The 18,725-nt window shown below is 71.4% G+C and carries 10 protein-coding genes; 5 read left to right on the top strand and 5 right to left on the bottom strand.

The annotated features are described in order from the left end of the window. Positions 1 to 85: 85 nt before the first annotated feature. Positions 86 to 2,920: a CDP-glycerol glycerophosphotransferase family protein gene (locus AB0F88_RS07775; RefSeq protein ID WP_362678628.1), complete on the top strand. Its 2,835-nt coding sequence runs from the start codon at positions 86 to 88 to the stop codon at positions 2,918 to 2,920. A gap of 50 nt (positions 2,921 to 2,970) precedes the next feature. Next, the gene (locus AB0F88_RS07770) at positions 2,971 to 4,089 is read left to right on the top strand and encodes a glycosyltransferase (RefSeq protein WP_362678625.1); all 1,119 of its coding nucleotides are present in this window, start codon (positions 2,971 to 2,973) and stop codon (positions 4,087 to 4,089) included. Here the strand turns inward: AB0F88_RS07770 and AB0F88_RS07765 are convergent. The 4 genes from AB0F88_RS07765 to AB0F88_RS07750 form a co-directional block, all read right to left on the bottom strand. Further along, entirely contained in the window at positions 4,079 to 5,122 is a 1,044-nt protein-coding gene (locus AB0F88_RS07765) for a sulfotransferase (protein WP_362678622.1), read from the bottom strand. The two genes, AB0F88_RS07770 and AB0F88_RS07765, sit on opposite strands and share 11 nt — an antisense overlap. Position 5,123: 1 nt before the next feature. Then, a complete protein-coding gene (locus AB0F88_RS07760; RefSeq protein ID WP_362678619.1) occupies positions 5,124 to 6,134 on the bottom strand; it encodes a sulfotransferase in 1,011 nt (336 codons plus the stop codon). Positions 6,135 to 6,159: 25 nt separating this feature from the next. Next, positions 6,160 to 7,170 carry a CDP-alcohol phosphatidyltransferase family protein gene (locus tag AB0F88_RS07755; RefSeq protein WP_362678616.1) on the bottom strand — a complete coding sequence of 337 codons (1,011 nt, stop codon included), beginning with the start codon at positions 7,168 to 7,170 and terminating at the stop codon, positions 6,160 to 6,162. Between the two features lie 244 nt (positions 7,171 to 7,414). Beyond that, a complete protein-coding gene (locus AB0F88_RS07750; RefSeq protein WP_362678613.1) occupies positions 7,415 to 10,912 on the bottom strand; it encodes a bifunctional glycosyltransferase family 2 protein/CDP-glycerol:glycerophosphate glycerophosphotransferase in 3,498 nt (1,165 codons plus the stop codon). A gap of 479 nt (positions 10,913 to 11,391) precedes the next feature. On the opposite strand from AB0F88_RS07750, the gene AB0F88_RS07745 reads away from it, so the two are divergent. From AB0F88_RS07745 to AB0F88_RS07735, 3 genes are all read left to right on the top strand, one after another. Then, entirely contained in the window at positions 11,392 to 12,900 is a 1,509-nt protein-coding gene (locus AB0F88_RS07745; protein WP_362678610.1) for an NAD(P)/FAD-dependent oxidoreductase, read from the top strand. Between the two features lie 121 nt (positions 12,901 to 13,021). Beyond that, positions 13,022 to 15,922 carry a bifunctional glycosyltransferase family 2 protein/CDP-glycerol:glycerophosphate glycerophosphotransferase gene (locus tag AB0F88_RS07740; RefSeq protein WP_362678607.1) on the top strand — a complete coding sequence of 967 codons (2,901 nt, stop codon included), beginning with the start codon at positions 13,022 to 13,024 and terminating at the stop codon, positions 15,920 to 15,922. Positions 15,923 to 15,978: 56 nt separating this feature from the next. Next, positions 15,979 to 17,106 carry a glycosyltransferase gene (locus AB0F88_RS07735; RefSeq protein ID WP_362678604.1) on the top strand — a complete coding sequence of 376 codons (1,128 nt, stop codon included), beginning with the start codon at positions 15,979 to 15,981 and terminating at the stop codon, positions 17,104 to 17,106. A gap of 34 nt (positions 17,107 to 17,140) precedes the next feature. Here the strand turns inward: AB0F88_RS07735 and AB0F88_RS07730 are convergent, their stop codons facing one another. Then, positions 17,141 to 18,592 (bottom strand): hypothetical protein, encoded by a 1,452-nt coding sequence (locus tag AB0F88_RS07730; RefSeq protein ID WP_362678601.1) that lies wholly within the window; start codon positions 18,590 to 18,592, stop codon positions 17,141 to 17,143. Between the last annotated feature and the right edge of the window lie 133 nt (positions 18,593 to 18,725).

Genomic DNA, 18,725 nt, shown 5'->3' with positions numbered 1-18,725 from the left:
CCTGACTTTCACACAACCCCAAAAACAGTGTCATCAGTGCACAAGTAGGACAACTGGCTACTTTTTCTCGGGAATACCTCGGATCGTGATCAATATCCCGGAATGCAGCGTTGTGGTCATCACCTACAACGATGCCGGGCGGCTGGCCAGGGCCGTGCGGTCCGCGCTCCGGCAGTCCCTGCGCAACATCGAGGTGATCATCGCGGACGACGCGAGCACCGACGGCACGGGAAAGGTGGCCAGGGAGTTGCAGCGCAGGGACGCGAGGGTCCGCTACCTGCGCGGGGAGGTCAACAGCGGTGGCTGCGGGGTGCCGCGCAACAGGGGGGTGGCGGCGGCGCGGGCGCCGTACGTGATGTTCCTGGACAGCGACGACGAGCTGACGAGACACGCCTGCAAGAGCATGCTGCTGGAGATCGAGCGGACCGGAGCGGACTTCGTCACCGGGCAGATCGCGAGGCTGTACGAGCAGACGGGGAAGACCGCGCGCTACTACCCCGCGCTGTTCACCAGGCGCAGGACGGTGGAGGGCATCGCCCGGGAACCGGAGATGTTCCTCGACTCCTTCAGCACCAACAAGCTCTACCGGGCCGAGTTGCTGCGGAGGGTGCCGTTCCGCGAGGACATGCACTACGAGGACCACGTCTTCAGCACCGCCCTGTACTGCGCGGCGCGGCGGTTCGCCGTGGTCCCCTGGGTGGTCTACCTCTGGCACCGGGCCTCGGCGGAGAGCGACGAGCGGCTGTCGATCTCACTGTGCCTGACGGAGATGGCCAACGTCCGCTCCAGGATCAGGGCGGCCCGGCTGAGCGACGACATCCTGCGGGACAGTGGCCTCGGTGGCCTCGGTGGCCTCAGTGGCCTCGGTGGCCTCGGCGACCTGGTGCACGAGCGGCAGCGCCGCTTCATCCGCCAGGACCTGCGGGTCTACCTCAACCCGTTGCCCTCGCGCGACCCGGCGTGGATCGAGGAGTTCGTCTCGGTGATCCACCCCTACCTCGCGGAGCTCGACCCTGCGGTGTTCGAGACGATCGACCCGCTCATGCGGGTCTGCTGCAGCTTCATCCTCGACGGCAGGCCCGACGAGCTCCTGGTGGCCGCCCGGTCGCTGAACGGGCCGAAGGCCCCGCCGCGCGTCGCCGTACGGGAGGGCGGGCGCACCTACTGGGGCACCGTCGCCGACGAGAGACGGGAGATCACCTCGCTCCGGATGGCCGAGCTCCCCTACAGCGCCTCCCGGCTGCGCCACGAGGCGGTCGTCACCGGGGAGGGCCCGCTGATCAGGCTGGCGATCACGACGTACGACCCGTTCGGGGTGCTCGCCGCCACGCCGGGCTGGACCGCGTTCCTGCGGTTCAGGAACCATCGGGTACGGCTGGACCCGCGCCCGCGGGAGGGCGACGGCGGGTACACGAGTGAGGCGACGATCGACCTCGCCGCGATCCGCCACGGCCGCCTGGGCTTCGAGGGCCGCTACGACCCGGTGATCGAGATCGTCAACCCCGACGGGCGGGTCACCTCCGACCGCCTGCTCGTCGACCCGTGCACCGCGTCGTTCGGCACGACCGTCCTGTGGCACGAGGTCGTCGTCAAGGCGGAGGGGTCCGCCGCGTTCCTGCGGGTGCTCTGGCGCCGTCAAGGGCTGCTGCGGCAGCTGCCCAGGCTCAAGCGGGCCGCCACCCGCCTGCTGCGGAAGGTGGGCGGGCCCGAGGTGAAGCTCCGCGTCTACAAGGGGCTGATCTCAGTGCTGCCGCCGCGCGCGGACCTGGCCCTGTTCGAGTCCGACGTCGGCACCGGCTACACCGGGAACCCGCGGTACATCTACGAGGAGCTCAGGCGGCGCAACACGCCGCTGAAGGTGGTGTGGTCGGTTGCCGAACCCCAGGGGAACCTTCCCCCCGAGGTCACGCCGGTGCGGCGGATGAGCTGGCGCCACATCTGGACCATGGCCAGGGCGGGCTACTGGGTCGACAGCCACGGCATGCCGCTGGCCTACCCGAAACCGCCGGGCACCCGCTACCTGCAGACCTGGCACGGCCAGGGCATCAAGTCGGTCGGCTTCGACGCGCCCGACCTGCGCGCCGACTTCGACGGGCCGAGGGCGACCTGGCGGGCCGCGGTGGAGCGCTGGGACGCGCTGGTCTCGCCCAGCGCCGAGTTCGAGCGGATCTTCGTCCCCTCCAACGGCTACCGGGGGCGGCTGCTGCGGCACGGCTCGCCCCGCTGCGACGTGCTCGTGCACGGCGACCGGGAGGCGGCCGGGCGGGCGAGGGCGGCACTGGAGATCCCGCACTGGTCCAGGGTGCTGCTGTACGCCCCCACCTACCGCGACCGGGCCAAGGGGTCCGGGCAGTCGGTCAGGGCCGACCTGGCCTCGATGGCCGAGGCCCTGTCGGGCGACTGGACGGTGGTCCTGCGGACCCACCCGGTCGAGCGGTTCGAGGTGCCCGAGCACCTGCGCCACTTCGTCCGGCACGCGGGATCGTACCCCGAGGTCAACGACCTGATCCTGCTCTCGGACGCGCTGCTGACCGACTACTCGTCGCTGATGTGCGACTACGCGGTCACCGGACGGCCGATGCTGTTCCTGATCGACGACTGGGACGAGTACCGCAGGGTGGAACGCGGGGTCTACCACGACCTGCCCTCGATCGCCCCCGGCCCCTGCCTGACCACGACCGAGGAGCTGATCGAGGCGCTGCGCGACCTCGAAGGGATGACGGCGGCGTTCGCCTCCAGGTACATCGCGTTCCGCAGGACGTGGTGCGCCGACGAGAAGGGCCATGCCTCGGCGAGGATCGTGGACGCCTTCTTCCCTCCCGCCCACGCCCAGGCCCCCCGCCCCGCCGGCGTGCGGGAACGCGCCCCGGCCAGGGCGCGGCAGCCGAGCCGCCTGCCGCTGCCGGGACGGCCGCGGTGAGCGGCGGGCGTACGGGGGGCGGGCGCACCGGGGCGGTGGTGTTCGCGTGCATGGACGCCGACACCCTGGGCGGCGTCCAGCGGGTCACCCACACCATGGCGCAGGGCCTGGCCGAGCGGGGCCGCGAGGTGCACGTGATCGGGCTGCACCGGGCGGAGAATCCGTTCCGCTACGTGGAAAGGCCGCGCTACACCAGCCATGTGATCCACCGCGCTCCGGTGGGAAGGCTCTCGCGGCTGGGCAGGCGCCGCGAGCGGCGGGCGCTGGGCAGGCTGCTGCGGGAGGTGGGGCCGGGGTTCGCGGTGCTCGCCTCGCCCGGCGTGGTCGCCCGGATCGGGAACCTGCTGCCCGAGGGGCTGCTGCCGATCGGGCAGTACCACGGCTCGTACGAGCACGCGCGGGGATCCTGGCACCTCGGCTCGGTCCGCGGCCACTACGCCGCCCTGGAGAAGGCGGTGTTCCTCAGCGAGGAGGACGCGTGGCTGTTCTCCGAGCACGCGCTGCTGCCCAACACCTGGTCCATCCCGAACCCGCTGCCCGCCTGGCCGGCGCGGACCGCGGACCTGACCGCCCGCCGGGTGCTCGGGGTCGGCAGGCTGGAGGGCGTGAAGCGGTTCGACCGGCTGATCTCGGCCTTCGCGGAGGCGTGCGGCCGGCCGGCTCCCGGGGGTTCCGGAGTCCACCCGGAGCTCGTGGAGACCCGTCGCGCGGCGGGTGAGGACTGGGAGCTGCACCTGATCGGCGAGGGGGTCGAGCGGGGGCGGCTCCTGTCGCACGCGGCGGCGTGCGAGGTGAGCGACCGGGTGGTGTTCCGCGGCGCGGTGCCCGCCGCCCTGATGGGGGACGAGTACCTGGGCGGGTCGGTGCTGGCGCTGTCCAGCGAGCACGAGGGGCTGCCCCTGGTGGTCGGCGAGGCGGCGTCCTACGGGGTGCCCTCGGTGGCGTTCGACGTGTCGGGCGGCCTCAGGTCACTCGTCCTGGACGGGCGGACCGGGGTGCTGGTGCCCCCGGCCGACGTGGCCGCGCTCGCCGCCGCGCTCGCCGGGCTGATGGCCTCGGCCGAGGAGCGGCGGCGGCTGGGAGCCGCCGCCCGCGCGCACGTCGAGGCGTTCCGCCCGGACCGCGTCCTGGACCGGTGGGAGGCGTTGTTCGAGCAGGTCACCCGCTGACCGCGACGGGCTCGTTGCGCGGCAGCGGCACTCCCGCCATCACGATCTGGGCGGAGGTGAGCCGTGCCCCCATCGGGTTCGGCTCGCGGAGCCGGATCAGCCGGTCGAACGCGACCCGCTTGACGCGGGCCAGCTTCCGCTTGGCCGCTGTCCGCTCGTAGGAGACCATCCGCGAGGTCTCGACCTTCGGCGCGCCGGTGAGCTCGTACCCGTACGTCTCCAGCCGGTCCCCGAGCACGCTCTCGCACAGCGAGACCTCGCCGGGGTCGAGCCGGTCGCGCCACGAGCCGGTCCGCACGGTGGTCACCTCGCCGAAGGTGCGCGCGTGCCAGGTCTTGCGCGCGGGTACGGCGATGTCGGCCATCGCGCCCGGGTCGCACATGGCGGGGTCGAAGTCCTCGCCGAGGAACTCGCACAGCCTGCGCAGGTGGGCCTCGGGCTCCGCGGTCAGGTCCTCGTAGCGCAGCTCGTGGTAGCTGCCCTCGGGGAGCTTCGGCGCGCCGTGCCGGGCGAAGTCGATCGCCTCGGCCCAGGCGGACACCGCGCTGTAGACGCTCCCGTTGTACCAGGGCATCTCCTTCAGCGACGCCACGCAGTCGCGGCCGTCCCTGATCAGGTGCACGAACTGCGCGTCGGGGAACAGCCGCAGGAGCACGTCGGTGTACTGGAAGTACGAGGGCCGCTTGTCGCCCCAGCGCGGCTTGCCGTGCCTGGCCGCGTACGCGCGCAGCACGATGCCCAGCGCGGAGCCGAGCGTCGGCGGCCCGTCGACGATCTGCTCCAGCACCTCGTCGCGGTCCAGGTCCAGCTCGTGAAAGCGCGTCTGGCGCCGGTCGACCACCCATTCGCCCAGCTCGCGGCGGTGCGCGGCGTCGTTGAGATCACCGAACTGCAGTCGCCTCTGGTAGGTGGAGACCATGAACCGGGTCTCCGGCGGGATGGCGACGCGCGGGTGGGCGTGCAGCATCAGCTGCAGCATCGTCGTCCCCGAACGGGGACAGCCCAGGATGAAGATCGGGCGATCGGACGTCATGTCAGACCTTCGCAAGCTCGCCGAGCTGCCGGCTGGTGAGCCTCGCGGCCACCGGGCTCGGCTCGCGGAACCGGTTGACGCGGTCGCGGAACTCCTTGCGCCTGCGCGCCCAGCGCCGCTTGGACGCCGCCTTCTCGCACGCCTGGACGTGGGCCTTGCTCGCCTTGGGCGCGCCGCTCAGCTCGTAGCCGTTGGCGGTGAGCCGGTCGGCCAGCACGGTCTCGCACACCGAGATCTCCCAGGGCTCCAGCCTGGCCTTCCACGAGCCCGCCCGCGCGGTCGTGACGTCGCCGTGGGTGTTGCTGTGCCAGACCTTGTGCTGCGGGATCGCCACCCTGGCGACGTGGTACGGCTCGGTCATCGCCGGGTCGTAGTCCTCGCCGAGGAAGTCGCAGAGCTTGCTCAGCTCGGTCTCCGGGTAGGCCGTCAGGTCCTCGTAGCGCAGCTCGTAGTAGCTGTCGGCGGGGAGCCTCTTGGCGTGCCGGCGGCCGTAGTCGATCGCCTCGCTCCAGTTGACCGCCGCGTGGAAGACGTCCTTGGTGTACCAGGGCATCTCCTTCAGCGACGCCACGCAGTCGCGGCCGTCCCTGATCAGGTGCACGAACTGGGCATCGGGGAACAGCCTCATCAGCAGGTCCACGTGGTGGTAGTAACTGGGCCGCTTGTCGCCCCAGCGGCTCTTGCCGTACTGCTCGGCGTACGAGCGGAAGGTGATGCCCATCGCCGACCCCAGCGTGGGCGGCCCCGCGACGATGTCGTCGATCAGCCTGTCCCCGTCGAGCTTGAGCTCCTTGAACTTGGTGTCCTTGTCGCTCACGATCCACCGGCCGACCCTGCGCCGGTTGCGCTCCTCGCGCAGGTCCCCGAAGGAGAACCTGCGGTAGTAGCCGGGCACCACGAACCGTGTCTCCGGAGGCACCGCGATGCGCGGGTGCGAGTGCAGCATCAGCTGCAACATCGTGGTGCCGGAACGCGGACAACCGATCACGAAGATCGGACGGTCGGACTGCATGACAACGAACCCCCGTAAAGCTTGGTCAAACAGATACGCGTGGCGCCTTCTGCACGAGCGGCATGACGGGCACCACCCGGGCGAAGAGCCACATTCGATAGATCAGGACGACCTCGTTCAGCAGAAGCAGCACACCCGCCGCGACCGAGAGGGGCACCAGGGCGACCGGCCCGATCAGCGGGGCGACCACGAACACCGCGGCGTGGAACTCGATACCGCTGATCAGGTGGGTCCGCACCCGGTGACGGGCCAGCAGGCGGCCGAACCTGCGGGGCAGTTTCGGACGCCTGCCCCCCCGGCCCCCCGGCCGCCCGGCCCGTTTCCCGTCCCGGCCCTCGTCCGGGTTCCCGTCCCGGTCCTCGAACCCGGCGACGCGCATCGGCTCGCGCGGCGTGATGACCTCGACGGGCCTGACGTGCCCCGCATGTCCTGCGTGTCCCGCGTGTCCCGCATGTCCCGCGTGGACGGTGTGCCCGGCGGCCACCGTCGCCTCCCCGGGCCTGGGGTGTCCCACGGTCACCACGGACTCGACGGGCGTCAGGCGCCCGAGCCGGTTCTCCTTGACCACCTCGCGCACGCGCTTCATCTGCGGCGCGTTCACGTAGCGGAACAGGTCGAGCACGGCCACCCCGGCGCCGAGCAGGATGTAGGAGACGTCCCCCGTCGCCACGTACTGTCCGGACGCCAGGCCGGCGGCGCAGCACACCACCCTGATCCGGTCTCCCACGTAGTCGAGCCAGAGCCCGAACGCGGTCCCCGTCCCCTTGAGCCGGGCGATCTTCCCGTCCATGCAGTCGACCATGAAGCTCACGTAGAACAGCAGGGCCCCCGCGACCAGCCGTCCGGACGCGAAGCAGATCGCCGAGCACATCCCGAGGATCAGGGAGAAGCGGGTGAGCCCGTTGGGGGTGATGGACGTGTGGTTGGCGACGAGCAGGGTGAGCCTGCACGCCACCGGGTCGACCAGGAAAACGGTCCACCAGGAGTCTTTTCGTTTCCGGGTCGCGTGAACGTCGTCCAACGAATAGGCCCTCATGCGTTCCAGCATGGCCACGAGGAGTCTCCTCTCATCTACGCTCTGTAACTACTAGAAGATCTCCATGCCACTTCTTGACCGACCCGCGCCACAGCGATCGGGGGCTTTGATGACGCGAAAGGCCGCGGAGGGCTTCCCCGGCCTTTCGGCCTGACGGGGTGGGCGGTCACCTCGCCCTCGCGGGGTGGGCGGTCACCTCGCCCTGGCGAGGCGGACGGTCACCTCGCCCTGGCGAGGCGGGCGGTCACCGGAAGATCCGGTCCACGACCCTGGCCGACGCGCCGCCGTCCTCCAGCGGGCAGAACCTGGCGGTGAAGGCGTCGTACAGCTTCCGGTACTTGGCGTGCACCTCGTCGGCGTCCCGTACGGCCGCCGCGACCTCCTCGGTCGTGCGCAGCAGCGGCCCGGGGGCCTCGGCCTCGAAGTCGAAGTAGAAGCCGCGCACCTCGTCGCGGTAGCGCTCCAGGTCGTAGGTGTAGAACAGCATCGGCTTACCGGTCACCGCGAAGTCGAACATCGCCGACGAGTAGTCCGTGATCAGCATGTCCGCCACCAGGTACAGCTCCTGGATGTCCGGATACGCCGAGACGTCGAGGACGAAGTCCGTGCCGACCCTGGGCAGCCTGTCGGTGACGCTCGGATGCTTGCGGATCATGAGCACGTGGTCCTCACCCAGCTCCTCGTCCAGGTGCCGCAGGTCCAGCCGCAGGTCGAGCCGGTAGCGCCCCTTGCTGTAGAACTTGTCGTCGCGCCAGGTCGGGGCGTACAGGACGACCTTCCTGCCCTCGGGCAGGCCGAGCCGCTCCCGGATCTCCCGGGTCCGCGTGGCGGCTCCGGCGCGGCGCAGCAGGTCGTCGCGGGGAGAGCCGATCTCCAGGACCTCCCCCTCGAACCGCAGGGCGCTGTCCAGGACCGAGGTGCACCAGGGACTCGGCGAGATCAGGTGACTCCATCTGGCGACGGCCCTGGCCAGCCGCTCGTGGTGGTCGGACCGGGTGAACGGCACCTTCTCGACGTCGAAGCCGATGCGCTTCAGCGGGGTGCCGCGCCAGGTCTGCAGCACCGTCTGGCCCTCCCTGCGCTCGAACCAGGAGGGCAGGTGACTGTTGGTCACGATGTACTGGCAGCGGGCCAGGGCGTCGAAGAACTCCCGTCCGTACCGCCGGACCGGCGTCACCCCCTCGGGCAGCTCCACCTGCCCGTCCCTGACGATCCACATGAACTCCAGGTCGGTCCCCCGCCGCACGAGCTCCTCGTAGATCGCCTTCGGGCTGTCGGAGAACTGCCTGCCGCCGTAGCTGTCGAAGAGGACGGCGGGCCGCAGCGGCTCCCGGCACCTCGCGGGGTAGAAGTCCTCGCGCAGCAGCCGCTGCTGCTTCGGCCTGCCCGAGGCGCGCAGGTCGTCGCTCACGGTGAAGACGGCCTCGTCCATCAGGTCGGTGTCGAAGGTGAAGGTGCGGGTGGCGGAGATGTGCTCCAGCGGCGCGGACAGCCGGAACTCCACCCGCATGTCGCCGGTGCCGGTACGGATCGCGAAGCCGTGGGTGCCCGCCGGCAGCGGCAGCCGGCCGCCGAGCGTGTCGCTCCCCTCGGGCGTCACCGTGGCGCTGCCGCCGTCGAGCGGGAAGAGCCGTTCGCTGAGCCGGTTGCGCGAGGTGACGACCAGCCACGCCGGGCCGTCGATCGGGCGCATCGGGGCCCCGGTCACCTTGAGGTGGCCCAGGTCGGTCCACTCCACCCGCTCGACGTAGAACGTCGGCCGCTGCTCGCGCAGCACGAGCCCGCCCGCCTGCGACCGGTCCAGCACCACGTCGCGGCCGCGGAGCCGGTAGAGGCCGCGCTCCACGTCGCGGCCGACGAGCAGCGGCCGGGCCTGACCCCGGTTCTCCGAGCGTTCCGGGTTCTCCGAGGGTCCCGGACGCTCCGGGTTCCCCGGGAGGACCTCGAAGTGCCATTCGGCGCCCGGGTTGAGCGCGCTCATCTCCAGGCCGGCCGGGTCGAGGCCCGGCCAGCGCTCGGACAGCACCTCGTCGAGGTCGATCACCGTCTCGAAGGCGCCGTCCGTCACGGTCATCGGGTAGCGCCGGTCGCGGCCGCCCTGCGGCCGGGTCAGCCGCAGCGTCGGCGCGGCGCCGAGTTCGCCGAAGTCGCCGTCACAGCGACCGCTGATCCGCAGCCTGCCCTCGGCCACCCGGTGGCCGGTGACCCGCCCGCCCGGTCGCTCCACCCGGAGCCTGAACTCCTCGGCGGGCGTCCACTCCGTCCACGCCACGGTCCCCGACTCGCGCTCGGTGAACTCCAGCCGCCGCGCGGCCGGGCTCGGCTGGGACAGCCTGCCCCTGCGCAGCAGGCCCCGGGACAGCACGCACAGGTCGATCCGCCAGGTCGATCCGGCCGGAAGCGCGGCCGGGTCGACGGCCAGCCGGAACCCGCACCAGTCCTTGCGCCTGCGCGGTCCGGTGTCGACCAGCGACAGGCCGCGCCGGATCGTGACCGGGAGCCGGACCCTGCGGCTGTGACCCTCGGGACCCTCGGGACCCTCGGGGACCAGCCAGGCGAGGACGTGCTGCTGGATCCGCCTGCGGGGGCGCAGGTAGCGCAGCGAGACCCGGCCCTCGACGACCAGCTTGTCGTCCTTCCAGTCCAGGCTGTCCACCCGCTGCCGCAGGTCCAGTTCCTCGCGCATCCGCGTGATCGGCCGCTCGACCTGCACGGGGCTGTTGAGGTGGTACCCGCGCAGGCCGCCGCCGACGACGCGGGCGGTCGGCTTGACCGTCCTGTCCCACTCCAGCAGCTGGAGGAGGTCGTCGATCCGGCGTTCCCGTACGAGAGCCCACTTCGCCCGGCGCTGCGCGGGGATGAGCGAGAGGACCTTCGGCCCCGCCTGGTCGAGATAGGCGCACGCCAGGTCGAGGAAACGGTCGCGGAACTCCTCCCCCGCCTGGTCCAGCACCTGCAGGAAGTTCGGCAGGTCGCTGTCGAGGACCATCCGGTCCCATGCCTTCAGGTGCTGGGCCCGCCCGGTGCCGGTGAGGAAGCTCCGCACCGAGTTGACGGCGGCGAACCGGTCCTCGATCCCCTTGACGTGCCCCCGGTTCTGCGTGATCGAGACGCTCTCCCCCTCACGTTCCCGCCACAGGTAGACCGGGGTGGACAGCACGTCCACCGCCCCGGCCATGAAGTGGGCGGGCAGGGAGACGGCGATGTCCTCCCACAGGACCCCCTCGGGAAAGCTCAGTCCCTGCTCGTCCCAGAAGGAGCGGCGCCACAGCTTGTTCGTGACCAGCCGGTCCTTGAGCAGGATCTCGTCACCGGTCACGTGGGTCCGCCTGGCGGAGCGGGCGAAGATCACCTTGTGCATCGCCGACTGGCGCACCCCCTGCCCGCTGAAGCGGAGGACGTTGCCCGTGACGAAATCGGACCCGCTCTCCCGCAGGCTGCACACCATCGTCTCGACGGCCGTCAGCGGGAGCATGTCGTCACTGTCCAAGAAGGCGAGGAAATCACCGGTGGCGTGCCTTATCCCGGTGTTGCGCGCGGTGCCGATGCCCCCGTTCTCCTGCCGGATCAACCGGAACCGGTCGTCACGCTCGGCGAAGGCCCCGGCGATCTCCGCGCTGGAGTCGGGAGAGCCGTCGTCCACCATGACGACCTCGATGTCACTCCAGGTCTGCGCGACCAACGACTCCAGACACGCCTCAAGGTACGGTTCCACGTCGTAGATGGGCACGATGATGCTCACTGGGGCCACGATCGGTCCTCCGGTAGTCGAAAGCTCACAGTCCGGTCCATCGGCGTGAACGCCGGACACGGCACACAGGTGAAGATCCACTCATCGTGGAAGACGTCACGGGCGCGCGGCGGAGGGCCCAGCGGTCGCCGGAAAGCGGCGGAAGGAGCCCGTGTGCCCGTCGACACAACCTGGCGGCCATGAGCGCGACGTAGACGTCACGTCAGCAGCATGGTCTTCGCGACAGGCCGGGCGAACCCGAAACATGACCGCGATGGAGTGAGCTGACCGAGACTTGACCATCTCCCGTGCATCTCCCGCGGGCGGCCCGCCCGTGACGCGGCAACGCCTTCCCCAAGCCCAGGTCAAGGCTGGGAATGCACACGTCCTAGTAAGACGTGATGACCCCTCGGTCCCCCCTGGCCGTCCGACACGATCGTGTGACCGAGACGGGCGAGATCGCGGGAAACGGCATTCGCGGGGGGAAGCGCATGGATTCAACAGTGGTCGTGGGAGCGGGGCCCGCCGGGCTCACCGCGGCCTACGAGCTGGCCCGGCGAGGACACCCCTGCGAGGTCTTCGAGGCCGACCGCGTGGTCGGCGGGATCAGCCGGACGGAGGAACGCGACGGCTGGCGCTTCGACATCGGCGGGCACCGCTTCTTCACGAAGGTGTCGCGGGTGGAGGACTTCTGGAACGAGATCCTCGGCGAGGACGACTTCCTGCTCCGACCGAGAATGAGCCGCATCCACTACAAGGGCCGTTTCTACGACTACCCGCTCAAGGCGTCCAACGCCCTGCTCAATCTCGGTGTCCTCGAATCCCTGCGGTGCGTCGGCTCGTACGCCTGGGCCCGGATCAGGCCGCCCGCCGACCAGTCGACCTTCGAGGGCTGGGTCGCGGCCAGGTTCGGCCGGCGACTCTACGGGATCTTCTTCAAGACCTACACCGAGAAGGTGTGGGGCGTTCCCGCCGCGAGCATCCAGGCCGACTGGGCCGCGCAGCGGATCAGGAACCTCTCCCTGGGCAGGGCCATCGCCGACGCGCTGACCCCCGGGAGGAACCGCAAGGAGGTCACGAGCCTCATCGAGGAGTTCCGCTATCCCAAGCTGGGACCGGGCATGATGTGGGAGGCCTGCGCCGACCGGGTCCGCGAGCGGGGTTCCACCGTGCACCTCGGCACCCGGGTCGAGCGCATCCGCCGCCACCGGGGCCGCCTGGCCGTCACCGTCCGCCAGGACGAGGGCGGTGCGACTCACCCGGACGGCGGGAGCGCCACCCGCGAGGTGTACTGCGACGACCTCATCTCCTCGATGCCGCTCGACGCCCTGATCCGCGCGTTCGGGCCGGACGTGCCCGACGCCGTCGCCGAGGCCGCCGCGGGACTGAGACACCGCGACTTCCTCACCGTCGCGCTGGTCGTCCCCGAGCGGTTCTCCTTCCCCGACAACTGGGTCTACATCCACTCCCCCGAGGTCCGCCTCGGCCGGGTGCAGAACTACGGTTCCTGGTCGCCGTACCTGGTGCAGGCCGGGCGGACCTGTCTCGGCCTGGAGTACTTCGTCAACGAGGGCGACGACCTGTGGCGCGCCCCGGACGACGACCTCGTCGCGTTCGGCACCCGGGAGCTGGAGCAGCTGGGCCTGGTGACCCCCGGCTCGGTCCAGCGGGGATACGTGGTGCGGATGCCGAAGGCCTACCCGGTCTACGACGCCGGTTACGCCGGCAACGTCGAGGTGCTCAGGAAGTATCTCGACGTGGAGTGGCCGGAGATCCACCCGGTCGGCCGCAACGGCATGCACCGGTACAACAACCAGGACCACTCCATGCTCACCGCGATGCTGACCGTGGAGAACATCGTCGACGGAGCCCGGCACGACGTCTGGGACGTCAACGTCGACGCGGAGTACCACGAGGAGCGCGCGGACCGGAAGCGGGCCGCGAGCGCCACCGGCCGTGACGCCCCCGTCCTCCTCCCGGACGCGCCCGCCTCGGCCTGACGCCCCCTCTCCCACCCCGACCAACACCAGCGATCCCATGACGCCTTGCCTGGCTCGCGCCCACCGGGCCTGAGCCACCGCAGGTCAAGGCTCTCCTCCCAGCCGCCTTGGAGTTGCGCGCATGACAACACAGCGATACACGGCCCCGGACGTCAGCGTCGTCGTCATCACCTACAACGACGCGGCCCGGTTACCCCGGGCCGTGCGCTCCGTGCTCAGCCAGACGCTCAAGAACCTCGAAGTGATCATCGTGGACGACTGTTCCGGCGACGACACCCCCGCGGTGGCCAAGGCGCTCACCGAGGAGGACGGCCGGGTCCGCTACGTACGGCTGCCCGCCAACAGCGGCGGCTGCGGCGCGCCGCGCAACGCGGGCATGGACGCCTCGCGCGCACCCTTCCTGATGTTCCTCGACAGCGACGACGAGCTGCCCAGGCACGCCTGCAAGAGCCTCCTGCTGGAGGCGGAGGCGACCGGTGCCGACTTCGTCATGGGCACCGTGGAGCGCGTCGACGAGGCGACCGGCGCCGTCACCCTCTGGTACCCCCAGCTGTTCGCGGAACGGCGGGTCGTGGACGGCATCCGCGCGGAGCCCGAACTGCTCTTCAACTGCCTGGCGACCAACAAGCTGTACCGGCGGACCTTCCTCGACGTCACCGGCATCCGCTTCCCCGAGGACATCCACCACGAGGACATCGTCTGGTCGACGGAGCTGTTCTGCCGCAGCAAGCTGTTCGCCATCGTGCCGTGGCCGGTCTACCGCTGGCTGCTCGCCGCCACACCCGCCACCAGGTCGATCTCGTCCCGGCGGCACGAGCTGGAGAACGTGCGCCAGCGCGTCGCCGCCGCCGTCCTGAGCGACCGCGTCCTCGCGAACACCCACTCCCTCGACCTCAAGGAGGACAAGGACTTCCGCTTCCTCTCCCACGACCTCCGCCTCTACCTGGGCGACCTGCCCCAGCGCGACCCGGCGTGGATCTCCGAGTTCGCCGACATCGTCATCCCGTACGTGGACACGCTCGACCCCGCCGCGATCGGGCGGCTGACCCGGGCGGAGCGGGTGTGCGTCCAGCTCGTCCGCGAGCGGCGCGGAGCGGAGGCGGCCCTCGCCGCCGTCGAGCTGGGGGGCAGGCACTCGGTCCCGCCCCGGGCGGTCACCGCGGACGGCGAGCGGGTGTTCTGGGGGGCGACGCTCCCCGGAGGCGAGCAGGGACGGAGCGAGCTGGACGTCACCGAGCTGCACCTGGCGGAGCAGCCGCTGTCCGGCGCGCTGCTCCGGCACGAGCTCGTCGACCTGCAGGCGTCGAGGGACCAGATCCGGTTGCGCCTGCGGACCTACGACCCGGGCCGGGTGCTCGACGGCCGCACGCTGACCGCGTGGCTCCGCATCGGCGGAAGGAAGAGGGCGATCACCTCGATCCCCGTCCAGATGGCACCCGTCGTGATCGAGGCGCCGGGCGAACCGGAGGAACGGGCCCCGAGGGGCCTCGAAGGACAGTGGGACCCGGAGGAGCCGGAGAGACCGAGAATCCCGCCGATGCCGGGAGCCGCCCCCGAGGGGACGGGCATCCTGGAGGGGACGGTGACGATCTCCCTGCCCGACCTGGACTGGCCGGACAACGCCGTCAGGCCGCAGGCGGTCACGATCTCGCTCCACGAGGGCGAGCGGCGGAACCTCAGGCCCCTCCTCGCGATCCCGGGGCTGTCGTTCACCTCCGTGGGCACTGTGGGTCCGGTGGGTCCGGCGGGCTCGGGCCGCCTGGTCCTCGAGGCCTCGGCCGACATCCCGTTCCGCCTCACGGCGCGCAGGCTCGGCCCCGCGTCCGGGCGGCGTCTCCCGAAGGTGGCGGACCTCTGGCGGGACCTGCTTGCCGGCCTCGCCACCCCCCGCAACCTGGGCCGCTTCTACCGGCTGGTCAGCGCGACGGTGCCGGTGAACCGCCGCCTGGTGCTGTTCGAGTCGGCCGAGGGCACCGGCTACACCGGCAACCCGCGCTACGTCCACGAGGAGCTGCAGCGGCGCGCCACGGGCCTGCGGGCGGTCTGGTCCCACGCGGACGTCCCCGAACGCTTCCCCGAGGACGTCGACCTCGTCCGCCGCGACACCTTCCGCTACGCCTGGACCCTGGCGCGCGCCGGGCACTGGGTGGACAGCCACAACCTCCCCTACTGCTACCGCAAGCGTAAGAGCACCCGCTACCTGCAGACCTGGCACGGTCAGGTGCTCAAGAAGATGGGGCTGGACGAGCCCCGGCACCGGGCGCAGCCGTCCCTGGCCAGGAAGTACGCCGAGGCGGTGGCGCGCTGGGACGTGCTGCTCACGCCGGGCCCCGACTTCCGCCGCGACTTCGCGGAGGCCAGCGGGTTCAGGGGCGAGCTGCTGCACGCCGGCTACCCGCGTACCGACGTGCTGGTACGGCACATGGAACCGGCGCAGCGCGAGCGGGCGCGGCGGGTCAGGGAGTTCTTCGAGATCCCCGCGGGAAAGCGGGTGATCCTCTACGCGCCCACCTACCGCGACAGCAGGCGCTTCAGCGGCGACTCGATCCGGCTCGACCTGCCGGCCCTCGCCGGCGTGCTGCCCCCGGACTGGGTGATCCTCGTCCGCGCCCACCAGTACGACCGTTTCGCGGTGCCCGACCCGCTCGGCTGGCTCGTCCGGGACGCCTCGGCGTTCCCCGAGGTCAACGACCTGATGCTCGCCTCGGACGTGCTCGTGACGGACTACTCCTCGATCATGTTCGACTACGCCTGCCTCGGCAGGCCGATCCTCTACTACGTCGACGACTACGAGCGCTACGCCTCCACCCAGCGGGGCGTCTGCTTCGACCTGGCCGAGGTCGCCCCCGGGCCGCTGCTGCGCGACCCCGGAGAGCTGGCCGGGGCACTGGACGGGCTCGCCGAGATCACCGAGCGGTACGGGCGGCGCTACGCGGAGTTCCGCGACCGCTGGTGCGGCCTCGACGACGGGCAGGCGAGCGGCAGGGTCGTGGACGCGTTCTTCCCGGAGGTCACGCGGTGAGATCGCTTCTTCCCGAAGGCCGCACAGTGAGATCGCTTCTTCCCGGAGGTCACGCGGTGAGATCGCGCAATGTCTTCTTCCTCAGCACCGACGGCGACTCGATGGGCGGGTCCCAGCGGGTCATCCACACCCTCGCCCAGGGCCTCGGCTCGCGCGGGCACAAGGTCACCCTGATCAGCATCAACCCCTCCCGGCAGCCGCAGACCTACGTCGCCGACCCCGTCTACCGGCACACCACGCTGTACGACACGCCCGCCCCCGAGTCCACCACCCGTTCGCTCCCGTGGCGCAGGGCCAGGCAGAGAAGGACCCCGGAGGAGGTCGCCGCCGCCCGGCGGAAGCTGCTGCGGCTGACGGACCGGACCGGCGACGGCTACATGGTCATCGCCTCGCCCTGGGCCGCCCACTGGATCGCCGACCTGCCCATGCCGCACATCGCCAAGGTCGGCCAGTACCACCAGTCGTACGCCGAGGCGGTGGACTCCCCGAACCTCAGGCTGATCAAGAAGCACTACGCGCACCTCGACAAGGCGCTGTTCCTCTGCGACGACTACGCCGCGTCCTTCACCGGACACCGGCTCGCCAACTGCGGGACCATGCTGAACCCGGTCAGCGTCTTCCCCGAGCAGGCTGCCCCGCTGCGCAACCCGCGGATCGTCTCGGCGGGCCGGCTGGTCAGGGTGAAGCGGATCGACCTGCTGATCGACGCCTTCGCCGCCGCGGCCCCGGCCGTCGCCGAGCCGTGGGAGCTGCACATCATCGGCGACGGGCCGCTCCGGGCGGTCCTGGAGGCGCAGGCCGCGCAGACGGGGCTCGGCGACCGGATCGTCTTCCGCGGGCAGGTCGAGAACGTCGAGGCCGAGTACCTGGACGCCTCCATCGTCACCCTGAGCAGCGACTTCGAGGGGTGGGGGCTGGTCCTCGCCGAGGGCGCGGCCTGCGGCCTGCCCGCCGTGGCCTGCGACGCCTCGGCGGGGGTGAGGACCCTGGTCGAGGACGGGGACAACGGCATGCTCACCGAGCCGGGCAACACCGGGAGCTTCGCCGCCGCGCTGGAGCGCCTCATGTCCGACGCCGAGCTGCGCCGGAGGATGGGGGCCAGGGGCAGGGAACGGATGAGGGAGTACCGGCTGCCCCGCGTCCTGGACCGGTGGGAGGCGCTGTTCGACGAGCTCGACCGCTGACGGGCGGGCTCCGGGGCCCGCTCATCGACCCCGCTCATCGACGGGGTGCCAGGGCCCCCGCCTCCCGCAGGAGCAGCGGGACGAACAGGACCCCGACGAAGATCGGTGACACCATGAACCGGAAGTCCGGCGCGGTGTTGGTGAGGATCACCCCGATCTGCTGCCCCGCGACCACGGCCGCCCCGGCGAGCGCCGCCCGGCTCCCCGTCCGCCACCACACGAGCGCGGCGGCGGCGTAGGCGAGGTAACACCAGAAGGGCGCCCGCCAGAGCAGCCATTCGAGCTGCCTGACCGTGCTCGCGTCCAGCGCGAACAGCCCGGCGGCCAGCAGTCCGGCGGAGATCGGCCGCTGCCGCATCACCGAGGCCGCCGGGGTGCCCTGCCAGCCTTCGGGGAGCCGGGGATCCCTCAGCGAGAAGCGGTAGAGCTCACCGCCGGGTTCGTCCGACGTGGAAGCGACCTGCCAGGCGAGCGCGGCGCGGCAGACCCGGGTGCTCAGCATCATGCCGGGGGCGCGGACCAGCAGGTCCCGCCAGAGCTCCAGGACGTCGGAGATCCGCCGCTCGGCCCGCGCGTGGCCGAACCCGGGGTCGAAGAAGACGCCCGCCATGGTCTGGCAGGTCGCCCCCCGACGCCAGGCGTCGAGCGGGGCGATCCCCGCCAAGAGCGCCCGCTGCTCGTGGTCGAAGAGCCGGGGTCTCCGGCCGTACGCCACGGCGAGGTCGCCGAACACCGTCTGGTAGGCGAACGAGCGGGACGGCGGCGCGATGCCCATCGCCGGGTAGCCGACGCCCAGCAGGAGCAGGGGCGCCGCCACCGCTCCGGCCGCCAGCGCCGCGACCCACCGGCGCGCCCCCGGGCGGCCGGGCAGGAGCGCGACCAGCAGGGCGGCGGCGATCGACGCCACGAGGAAGCCGTTGTTGCGGAAGAGCCCCAGCCCGAGCAGTTCCGCCCCGAGGGCGGCGAAGCGCGGGTCCCAGGCCCACCCGCCGCCCCCGCGCCCGCCCCGGGCCGCGAGCCGCACGGCGGTGCCCGCGGCCAGTACGGCGCACACGGTGAACGGCACGTCCTTCCACATCGACACCGTGAAGGCGCCGAGCGGCGGCGACAGCGCCGCGCACCCCACCGCCACGAGCAGCGGGCGCCCCCGTACCCCCAGCGACCGGATCGCGCCCGCGAGGTGGGCCAGCGCGGCGGCCATCGCCGCCGTCTGCAGGAGGGTGACCGGGGACAGGTCGCCGGTCACCCTCAGGGAGAGCCCGAGCAGGGCGTCGTAGGCGACCGACTGCCCGGCCACCCAGGGACCCGTCGTGACGTGCGCGACGTAGGTGACGGAGTCGGGACTCATCAGTCCCGGATGGAAGGCGAGCCACCAGCCGAGCAGCGCGAGCTGGGCGGTCGCGTAACAGGCGAGGGTGAACCACCGGTCGCGGGCCGGCGCCCCGCCGGTCTCCCCCCGCTCCTCCTTGACCGGTTTCGGGCTCACCGTACTGATCATCATGGTTTTCCCAGCGTGCTCCGGCAGGGGGCCGATGCCCATCATCGGGCACGCACGAGGTCGGCCCGGCCCGTTATACGCACCCATGACCTGGGGAAACGTCAAGTTTGCGCGGAGCACG

Origin of the sequence: Streptosporangium sp. NPDC023963 (genome assembly GCF_040639135.1) — a bacterium.
Taxonomy (GTDB): domain Bacteria; phylum Actinomycetota; class Actinomycetes; order Streptosporangiales; family Streptosporangiaceae; genus Streptosporangium.
Note: the sequence above shows the minus strand (reverse complement) of the source record. Positions and strands in the feature narration are given on the sequence as shown.